Annotated in this window: 2 protein-coding genes; both read right to left on the bottom strand. The window is 43.8% G+C overall.

The features are described from left to right. Positions 1–2,551: response regulator (locus AB4653_RS20785; protein WP_372105218.1), on the bottom strand; the 2,551-nt coding region annotated here is incomplete at its 3' end. A gap of 217 nt (positions 2,552–2,768) precedes the next feature. Beyond that, a partial coding sequence (locus tag AB4653_RS20780; RefSeq protein ID WP_372105216.1) for a methyltransferase occupies positions 2,769–3,113 on the bottom strand: 345 nt, incomplete at its 5' end.

The raw sequence follows: 3,113 nt of genomic DNA, 5'->3' as shown, positions 1-3,113 counted from the left end.
CAAGACGTCTTTGCTCAGCTTTACTTGCTGATAAGTGAGCCGTAATTCGCGCCGCCAGCTCTTGTTTGTTGAACGGTTTAGACAAGTAATCGTTGGCACCAGCTTCAAAGCCACGAACACGGTCTTCTGCTTGATTAAGAGCTGTGAGCATGATGATTGGCAACTGTGCATGATCGTATTGCTTACGCAGTGCTTCACACACCTGATAGCCACTCATACCTGGCATCATAATATCGAGCAGAAGTAACTCTGGCTTCTCTTTCTCAATCAGTTCAATGGTTTCTGGGCCGTCACATGCGGTGCGCACTCGATAACCTTCCAATTTCAAGAAACTGTCTAGCACGCGTAAATTTACTGGTTCATCGTCGGCGATAACCAGTAACGGACCGTCTGGATCTTCACTGATAACACTATTTTCTTGTTGGCTGTTATCAATTAAATCTGGCGCTTGGAAGTGCGAATAGCTTCCTGAATCACTGTAGTTATCCAATTCTTCTTGGGTGGCTAAAGGTAGGGTAAAGCTGAACGTCGTGCCAAGCATTGGTTGGCTACTTACGTACAGTGAACCGCCCATCAGTTCAATCAATTGACGACTTATGGACAACCCAAGCCCTGCACCTTGGCGATAGTTACTTGAGTCCTGTCCTGCTTGAATCAGTGGCTCAAAGATGTGTTCTAAGTATTCAGCAGGTATGCCTTGGCCTGTATCAACAACTTGTACACGAATGTTGTCGTCGATAACGCTTGCTGAGATAACAATTTTACCTTCTGATGTGTACTTGATGGCATTGCCCACCAAGTTATACATCACTTGTTCTAATCGTTGAGGATCGGACGAAACCAACCCTAAGTCACTGGGTACTTGGTTAATAATTCGGATTGGCTTATTGCCCAACAGATGATGTGACAATTCTAGTACCAAGCTGGTAGCAGCAGATAAATCAACAGCAGATTTATTTATGTCTAAACTGCCGTAGCGCATTTTGTGGTAATCAAGTAGATCATCGACCAGTGTTGCCAATCTCTGGCCACTATTGATGATGATATCCAACTGGTACTTCTGGTTGGCAGGAATAGGACCGTTTGCACCAGATATTAGCGCTTCAGCGATACCTACCATGCCATGTAATGGCGTTCTCAATTCGTGTGATGTTGTTGCTAAGAATTCATCTTTAAGTTTGTTAGCCAGTTGCAACTCTTCATTTTGTTTTTGAATGGTCTTAAGGTTGTCCTCAAGCTCATCATTTTGGCTCTTAATGAGCAGCATCTTTTCACGAATCGAACGTTGCATTCTTTCGAAGCTTACCGCGAGGCGGCCTATCTCATCTTTTCGTTCGGTATTAATCATGGTTTCATCAAGGTCACCCGCAGAGACTTTCTCTGCTGCCCATGTGAGCTTGAGTAACGGTGATGTGATGAAGTTAGACAGATAATGGGATGCGACAAATACAAGAATAATCGCCGTCAACATCACGATCACAAAGATCTTTTCTAACTGATGAATACGGGCAAACGCTTCTTTTTCTGGAAGCTCGACGACGAGTGCCCAAGTCGCATATTTGAGCTCAATTGGAGTATATGCAGCGATGATCGCTTGATCCTGAGCGTTGTCGAAGGTGCCAACGGCCGTTTCTCCTGCCAGAGCTTTATCAACAACATCTAAACTCAGATTAATCGACTCTTGTGAATGGGCAAGGCTACGTGGCAGATGATCATCGCCGACAAGCAAGGTTTGAATATTCGAACTCTTGTTGAGATCGGCAATAAGCTTAGTAATACCATTGATGGGCAGTCTAAACATGGCGTAACTGTGTAGGTAGCCCTGTTGAACGATAGGTGCGCCTAACCATGCGGTCTGTTTACCATTTTCGTCTTTAAAGTCAGAAACGATAACCGGCGTGTAGTCTTCGTTGGATTTGCGTTTGTCTTTTACGTCCTTTTCCAGGCGTTGAAAGGTTTTGCCGAGGTTTGCATCTTTGTACTTACCTGTCAGCAAGTTGGTGCCGTAGTCATCGCGCTTAAAAACTGAATAAGCGATGTTGCCGTTAATGTCGACCAATAAAATGTCGTCAAAATCAGAACGCTTAAGCAGCTCCAAATAAGAGTTGTGGTAGCGCTTGTGCAATAGGCGATAGCGCTCGCTGCCAATAAAGCTGCTGGATTCAGGGAGAATCGATGTTTTGATTTGATCGCCCGATCCTTGAATGTAGCGTTGCTGCGCATTAGCGCGTGCTTCGTCAATGTCTAACCCTAGGCGTTGGAATGCATTGATCAAACCATAGAATCGTCCGCCACTGGCATTGGCAAGCTCTGAGCGAACAAAACCCATCACTTGGGATTCTTGAGCTTGTAGGTAATCGACAATTTGCTGCTGTTTAGTATCACGGACGGAAACAAGGTGCGAAGTACTTTGTTCCTGAAGATCCTGACTGTGCGATTGGAGGAAAAATATCGCGATAAGTGTTACTGGGGTAATACTAAGGACAAGAAATGCCAGCATTAGGGTATTTTGAAGGCGCTTAAACTTCTGCTTACGATAGAATCTAAACATAAATTGGGTACTACTTTCCTTTGATGTACTGCTTGAAAGGGATGAAAACAAGTACAGAGAATAGAATTAACGGGTTCCAATTTAACGAAATTAACGAGTTTTTTTACTTTGACAAGTAAGTGGTATTTAAAGCGTGTGCAAAAGCTCATTTTTATGGGCTTTTGATAGAAATATGAACAGACAGCGCAGATATTGACCCTGCGCTGTGTTAGATAGGCTATTTGCTTGCGTGATAGATCGCGAATTTGGTGGTCTTATTTAGAGTCGCGCATTTTCCAAAAGCTTGCTCAATAATTGGAATGTATTTTAAAAAACTGTTCGCAACAATAATCATCTCACCAGAACGCTTCATGTGGTTAGGAGCCTGAGCAAGTAAGGTTTCAGTCGCACTGTAGCTTGTATCCAAACCAGAATGGAATGGTGGGTTACTGATGATGAATTGGTAATCTTTTGATGTGTCAGAGTAGACATCTGAGGCGAAGACATTACCTGTTAAACCATTGGCTTCTAGCGTTGCTTGGCTAGACGCCACGGCAAATGCACTGATGTCGCACATTTCCAG

This window comes from Vibrio sp. 10N.222.48.A3 (genome assembly GCF_041475345.1).
Lineage (GTDB): Bacteria > Pseudomonadota > Gammaproteobacteria > Enterobacterales > Vibrionaceae > Vibrio > Vibrio tasmaniensis_A.
The sequence above is the reverse complement of the archived record's forward strand: the minus strand, read 5'-3'. Positions and strand labels throughout refer to the sequence as shown.